The organism is Streptomyces sp. NPDC090445 (assembly GCF_044769385.1).
GTDB lineage: Bacteria > Actinomycetota > Actinomycetes > Streptomycetales > Streptomycetaceae > Streptomyces.
The window spans coordinates 142830-149368 of sequence record NZ_JBIVXV010000019.1; the positions used below are offsets into that span (position 1 = coordinate 142830).

A 6539-nucleotide genomic window follows, 5' to 3' on the forward strand; every position below is an offset into this window, starting at 1 on the left:
GAGCCGGCAAAGTCCGCGGCGGGCCCCTCGGAGGCGGTGGACGCGGTGGAGGCGGTGGAGGTCATGGGCGGGCTCACATCCGGAAGACGCCGAAGCCGCCGCGGGCGCCCTCGACGGGGGCGTTGTGGACGGCCGAGAGGCACAGGCCGAGGACGGTGCGGGTGTCGCGGGGGTCGATGACCCCGTCGTCGTACAGCCGCCCGGACAGGAACATCGGCAGGGATTCGGACTCGATCTGCGCCTCGACGAAGGCGCGCATCCCGGCGTCCGCCTCCTCGTCGTACGGCTTCCCCTTCGCGGCGGCGGACTGGCGGGCCACGATCGACAGCACGCCGGCCAGCTGCTGGGGGCCCATGACCGCGGACTTGGCGCTGGGCCAGGCGAACAGGAACCGGGGCTCGTAGGCGCGGCCGCACATGCCGTAGTGGCCGGCCCCGTAGCTGGCGCCGATGAGGACGGACAGGTGCGGGACGCGGGAGTTGGATACCGCGTTGATCATCATCGAGCCGTGCTTGACGATGCCGCCCTGCTCGTACTCCTTGCCGACCATGTAGCCGGTGGTGTTGTGGAGGAACAGCAGCGGGATGTCGCGCTGGTTGGCGAGCTGGATGAACTGGGCGGCCTTCTGCGACTCGGCGCTGAACAGCACGCCCTGGGCATTGGCGAGGATGCCGACCGGGTGGCCGTGCAGGGCCGCCCAGCCGGTGACCAGGCTGGGCCCGTAGAGGGGCTTGAACTCGTCGAAGTCGGAGCCGTCGACGATCCGGGCGATGACCTCCCGCGGGTCGAAGGGGGTCTTCAGGTCCTCGGGGACGATGCCGAGGAGCTCCTCCGGGTCGTGGAGGGGCTCGGGGGCGCGGGGCGGGGCCGGGTGGGCACGGCGGTGGCCGAGGCGGGCCACGATCCGGCGGGCCTGGCGGATGGCGTCGTGCTCGTCGACGGCGTGGTGGTCGGCGAGGCCGGAGGTGCGGGCGTGCATGTCGGCGCCGCCGAGGGACTCGTCGTCGCTCTCCTCCCCGGTGGCCATCTTGACCAGCGGCGGGCCGCCGAGGAACACCTTCGACCGGTCCTTGATCATGACGGTGTGGTCGGACATCCCGGGGATGTACGCGCCTCCGGCGGTGGAGTTGCCGAAGACGACGGCGACGGTCGGGATGCCGGCGGCCGAGAGCCGGGTGAGGTCGCGGAAGATCGCACCGCCCGGGATGAAGATCTCCTTCTGCGAGGGCAGGTCGGCACCGCCGGACTCGACGAGGCTGATGACGGGCAGCCGGTTCTGCCGGGCGATCTCGTTGGCCCGCAGCGCCTTCTTCAGGGTCCAGGGGTTGGAGGCGCCGCCGCGGACCGTCGGATCGTTGGCGGTGATCACGCACTCGACGCCCTCGACGGTGCCGATGCCGGTGACGATGGACGCGCCGACGGGATAGTCGCTGCCCCAGGCGGCGAGCGGGGACAGCTCCAGAAACGGGGTGTCCGGGTCGAGGAGCAGCTCGACCCGTTCGCGGGCGAGGAGTTTGCCGCGGGCGCGGTGGCGGGCCGTGTACTTCTCGCCGCCGCCGAGGAGGGCCTTGCCGTGCTCCTCGTCGAGGGCGGCGAGGCGATCGAGGGCCGCCGTGCGGGCGGCCGCGTACTCGGGGGAACGGGGGTCGAGGGCGGTACCGAGACGGGTCATGAGCCGGTCTCCTCCGGAGCGGGCAGGAGGTGGGCGGGGATGTCGAGGTGCCGGGCGCGCAGCCATTCGCCGAGGGCCTTGGCCTGGGGGTCGAAGCGGTGGGCGGAGGCGACGCCGGCGCCGAGGATGCCGGTGACGGTGAAGTTGAGGGCGCGGAGGTTCGGCAGTGCGTGCCGGGCGACGGGGAGGCCGCGGGTCTCCGGGAGCAGCTCCCGGAACCGCTCCACGGTGAGGGTGGCGTGCAGCCACTCCCAGGCCGCGGCGGACTCCGTCCAGACGCCGACGTTGGCGTCGCCGCCCTTGTCGCCGCTGCGGGCCCCGGCCACCAGGCCGAGCGGAGCCCGGCGAGTGGGCCCGGCGAGGCCGCCGACCGCCCCGCCGCTTCCGGAATCCGGAGGGCCCGGGTCGGGGGCGGCCTTGGCTTCCGGGGGCGGGGGCGTCGCGGGCGGGTTCGGTGCCCCGGCTGCCGGGTTTGCGGACCGGGCCGGGGGGCCGCCCGGTGGGACCGGGGTGCGGGTGCCGTCCGGGAGGACGGCGACCGCGGTCACCGCGGTCGCCGGGACGGAGGCGGACTCGAAGACCCCGTACGGCTGGGCCGGGCCCGGCGGGGCGGTCACGTGGAAGCCGGGATAGCTGGCGAGGGCGAGTTCGACGGCCTGCCCGGTCAGGGCCCGGCCGACCCGGTCGGCGGACGGGTCGCGCACCACCAGCCGCAGCAGGGCGCTGGCCGTCTCCTCCGTGTCGGCGTCCGCGTGGTCGGTGCGGGCCAGGGTCCAGTCCGCGGCGGCCACGCCGGCGAGGGCTTCGGCCATCTGCGCCCGGACCAGGGCGGCCTTCGCGTCGATGTCCAGGCCGGTCAGGACGAACACCACCTCGTTGCGCCAGCCGCCGATCCGGGTGACGCCCGCCTTGAGGGTGCCCGGCGGCGGCTCGCCCACGACCCCGCTGACGGCGACCCGGTCGGGCCCGGCGTCGGTCAGGCGGACGGTGTCCAGGCGGGCGGTCACGTCGGGGCCGAGGTAGCGCGCGCCCTGCGTCTCGTACAGCAGCTGGGCCGTGACCGTGCCCACGGTGACGGCGCCGCCCGTCCCCGGATGCTTGGTGATCACCGACGAGCCGTCCTCCGCCACCTCCGCCAGCGGGAAGCCGGGGCGGCGGACGTCGTGCGCGGTGAAGAAGGCGTAGTTGCCGCCGGTGGCCTGGGCGCCGCACTCCAGGACGTGGCCCGCGACGACGGCCCCCGCCAGCCGGTCCCGGTCGTCGGGCGCCCAGTCGAACCACCAGGCGGCCGACCCGCTGACCAGGGCCGCGTCCGTCACCCGGCCGGTGACCACCACGTCCGCGCCCGCCCGCAGGCAGGCCGTGATGCCGGCGCCGCCGAGGTAGGCGTTCGCCGTGAGGGCCCCGGCTGCGGGGTGGGCCGCGGCCGCCGCCCCGTCGCCGTACGGCATGAGGTCGTCGCCCTCGACATGGGCGACCGAGACCGGGAGGCCTGCCTTCGCGGCCAGTTCGCGGATCGCTCCGGCCAGCCCCGCCGGGTTCAGGCCGCCGGCGTTCGCGACGATCCGCACGCCCTTCTCGTGGGCGAGGCCGAGGCCGTCCTCCAGCTGCCGCAGGAAGGTCCTGGCGTACCCGGCGGACGGGTCCTTCAGCCGGTCGCGGCCGAGGATCAGCATGGTCAGCTCGGCCAGGTAGTCGCCGGTCAGCACGTCCAGCGGGCCGCCGGTCAGCATCTCCCGCACGGCGTCGAAGCGGTCCCCGTAGAACCCGGACGCGTTGCCGATCCGCAGCGGCCGGCGCGCCGCCGCCCCACCTGCCCCGACCGGCCCACCTGCCCCGACCGCCCCGCCCGGCCCGCCCTGCGCGTCGGCCCCGCCCGGCGCGTCGGCGTTCACCGGGCGGTCCCGGGGGCGCGGCCGGGGCCCGCCGGACCCGCGAAGGCCTGGGCGATGTCCAGCCAGCGGTCGGCGTCCGGGCCGACGGCCGTGAGGGCCAGGTCGGTGCGGTGGGCGCGCCGGGTGACCAGCAGGCAGAAGTCGAGGGCCGGGCCGGTGACCCGCTGGGCCGCGTCCGACGGCCCGTACGCCCACGGCTCCCCGCCGCCCGGAGGCTCCAGGTCGACCCTGAACTCCGCGGCGGGCGCGGGCAGTCCCCGCACCCCGAACGCGTAGTCGCGGGCCCGTACGCCGATCCGGGCCACGTGCCGCAGCCGGGCGGTCGGGGTGCGGCGCACGCCCAGCGCGTCGGCGACGTCCTGGCCGTGGGCCCAGGTCTCCATCAGGCGGGCGCTCGCCATGGAGGCGGCCTTCATCGGCGGCCCGTACCAGGGGAACCTCGCGTCGGGCGCGGCCGCGGCGAGCGCGGCGTCGAGTGCGGCGCGGCCGGCCCGCCAGCGGGCCAGCAGTTCGGCGGGCGGCAGGGCCGCGCCCTGCTCGGCGCCCTCGTCCACGAAGGAGTCGGGGGCCTTGACGGCCTCCTCCGCCATGCGGGCGAACCCGGGGGAGTCGGTGAGGGAGAGCAGGGCGGCCCGGTCGGTCCAGTGCAGGTGGGCGATCTGGTGGGCGATGGTCCAGCGGGGCGCGGGCGTGGGCTTCGCCCAGGCGGGGGCGGGCAGTTCGGACACCAGGGATTCGAGGTCCGCTCCCTCCTCCCGCAGGTCGGAGAAGACGGCGGACACGGCGGACGGATCGAGCACGGCGGGGCTCCCCTCTCGGCGTGGGGGGAAGACTGGCAGCCCCGCCCAAAACAATCAAGCATGCTTGCATCATTTGGCCGAGGAGCGCCGCCTTCCCGCCACACGCGCCAACCGGCTTGCAGCACAAGGAACTTGGGGCGACGGGACCGACCCGGCAGGTACGGACCTGCACGGCACGCCGCCCCCGGGCCCGCCGCCCCCGGGCGCGGCGCGGGCGCGGCGGGGGCGCGGTTCAGGCCGTACCCGGCGAACCCGCGCACGCCGGCGCGGACCGCGCCGATACTGAACGCTTCGGCCCCCCGCTCCGGGCCCCGGCCGGGGTCCCGGCACCGCACTGCACCGACGTCCGGACCACGTGGCGCACGCACCGCACCCGACGTCATCGACCCACTCGACGCAGAGGATGAACTGCCGTGGACCCAGCCGCCTCCTCCCTCTACCCCGAACTCGACGCGCCCGCCCTCACCGCCTTCGTCGCCGCCCTGGAGAGCGGCGACACCGGCCTCCTCGCCCCGGCCCGCGCCGCCCAGGTCGCCGAGGCCCGCTCCGTCGCCGTCTTCTCCCGCACCAAGGTCGCCGGCGCCGAGGGGGACCTCATCGACGCCGCCCTGTGGCGGCACGCCCGCCCCGACCCGCGGCCGGTGATCGTGATGCCCTCGCCGTGGACGGACTCCGGCTGGCTCCCGTACGCCGTCCAGGGCAGCGCCTTCGCGGCCCGCGGCTACAACGTCCTCGCCTACAGCGCCCGCGGGTTCGGCGACTCCGAGGGCGAGGTCGACGTGGCCGGCCCGCTCGACGTCGCCGACGGCAGCCGGGCCCTGGACCACCTCATCGAGCGGACGGTCGGCCCGGTGACCCGGATCGGCTTCCTCGGAGACAGCTACGGATCCGGCATCGCCCAACTCGTCGCCGCGCACGACGCCCGCGTCGACGCGGTGGTCGCGCTCAGCACCTGGGGAGACCTCGGAGAGGCCTTCCTGGAGAACCGCACCCGGCACGTCGCCGCCGTCGAGGCGCTGCTCAGGGCCGCCGGCCGGGCACGCCTGAGCCCGCAGACGCAGAGCGTCCTCGAAAACGTCCTCGCGAACCGCGACATCGGGGCCGCCCTGCGATGGGCCGGCCCCCGGTCGCCGTTCACGCACGTCAAAGAGCTCAGCCGACGGCAGGTCCCGGTGTACTTCTCGCACGCCTGGCACGAGACGCTGTTCCCCGCCAACCAGACGCTGAAGATGTTCAACGAGCTCTCCGGGCCCAAACGCCTCGACCTGTCCGTCGGCGACCACTCCGGCCCCGAGACATCCGGCATGACCGGCCTGCCCAACCGGATCTGGACCACCGCCCACCGCTGGTTCGACCACCACCTCAAGGGCGTCGACAACGGCATCGCCGACGAGGGCCAGATCCTCGCCGAGGTCATGTGGAGCCGCACCCTGGAACCCCGCCCCACCTGGCAGTCGGTCACCGAACACGTCCGCCGGCTGTACCTGGTGGACGGCGGCGAGCTGGCCGACACGCCCGAGGCCGGCTGGAGCACGCGCGTGCTGTGCGGGGTGGACACGCCGGCGACCGTCGCCGACGCCGTCGTACGGTCCGGGTACGACGAGATGGCAGGCCGCCCGAAGGCCTACCGGACCGGCGACATCGACCGCACCGTGGCCGCCGTGTGGGTCGCGGACCCGGAGCCGGAGACGGCCCGGCTGCGGGGCGTTCCGCGGCTGCGGGTCACGTACCGGGCGGCGAACGCGAAGTCGACGTTCGTCGCCTACCTGCTGGACGTGGCGCCCGACGGGACGGGGCGGATCATCACACACGCCCCGTACACCGACCTCGCATCGCCGCCGGACAGCCTGGTCGGGGCGGACATCGAGCTGCAGGCCACCGCGTACGACGTGCCGCGGGGGCACCGGGTGATGCTGGTGGTCGACGGGCGTGACCCGTTCTACGGCGATGCGAATCTGCCGCGGGCCACGCTGGGCTTCACCTCGCCCGAGGCCACCCCGTCCTGCCTGGACCTCCCGCTGGGCTGACCGGCCGCCGGTCCGGCTCCGCCGCCTGACCGGCCCCGCCGCCCGGCTGACCCGTTACCTTTCTCGTGGCCCCGAAACGGGGCGCCTGGCCCCCGGGCCCGGTATGGCTGTCTGCCCCCTGTCGAAGGGATGACCTGGGGGGTGT

Annotated in this window: 4 protein-coding genes; 1 reads left to right on the top strand and 3 read right to left on the bottom strand. The window is 75.3% G+C overall.

Translation table 11 applies throughout. The annotated features are described in order from the left end of the window. Positions 1 to 73 precede the first annotated feature (73 nt). The 3 genes from ACIQUT_RS28870 to ACIQUT_RS28880 all read right to left on the bottom strand — a co-directional run bounded on the left by ACIQUT_RS28870 (position 74) and on the right by ACIQUT_RS28880 (position 4367). On the bottom strand, positions 74 to 1672 hold the full coding sequence (locus ACIQUT_RS28870) for an acyl-CoA carboxylase subunit beta (RefSeq protein ID WP_403566960.1): 1599 nt from the start codon (positions 1670 to 1672) through the stop codon (positions 74 to 76). Beyond that, on the bottom strand, positions 1669 to 3462 hold the full coding sequence (locus tag ACIQUT_RS28875; RefSeq protein WP_403566982.1) for an acyclic terpene utilization AtuA family protein: 1794 nt from the start codon (positions 3460 to 3462) through the stop codon (positions 1669 to 1671). The genes ACIQUT_RS28870 and ACIQUT_RS28875 overlap by 4 nt, the downstream gene beginning before the upstream one ends. A gap of 101 nt (positions 3463 to 3563) precedes the next feature. Beyond that, the gene (locus ACIQUT_RS28880; RefSeq protein ID WP_403566962.1) at positions 3564 to 4367 is read right to left on the bottom strand and encodes a TIGR03084 family metal-binding protein; all 804 of its coding nucleotides are present in this window, start codon (positions 4365 to 4367) and stop codon (positions 3564 to 3566) included. Between the two features lie 413 nt (positions 4368 to 4780). Here ACIQUT_RS28880 and ACIQUT_RS28885 point away from each other — a divergent pair, with 413 nt between their 5' ends. Continuing rightward, positions 4781 to 6394, top strand: coding sequence for an alpha/beta fold hydrolase (locus ACIQUT_RS28885; protein WP_403566963.1), 1614 nt, complete (start codon positions 4781 to 4783; stop codon positions 6392 to 6394). Positions 6395 to 6539 lie beyond the last annotated feature (145 nt).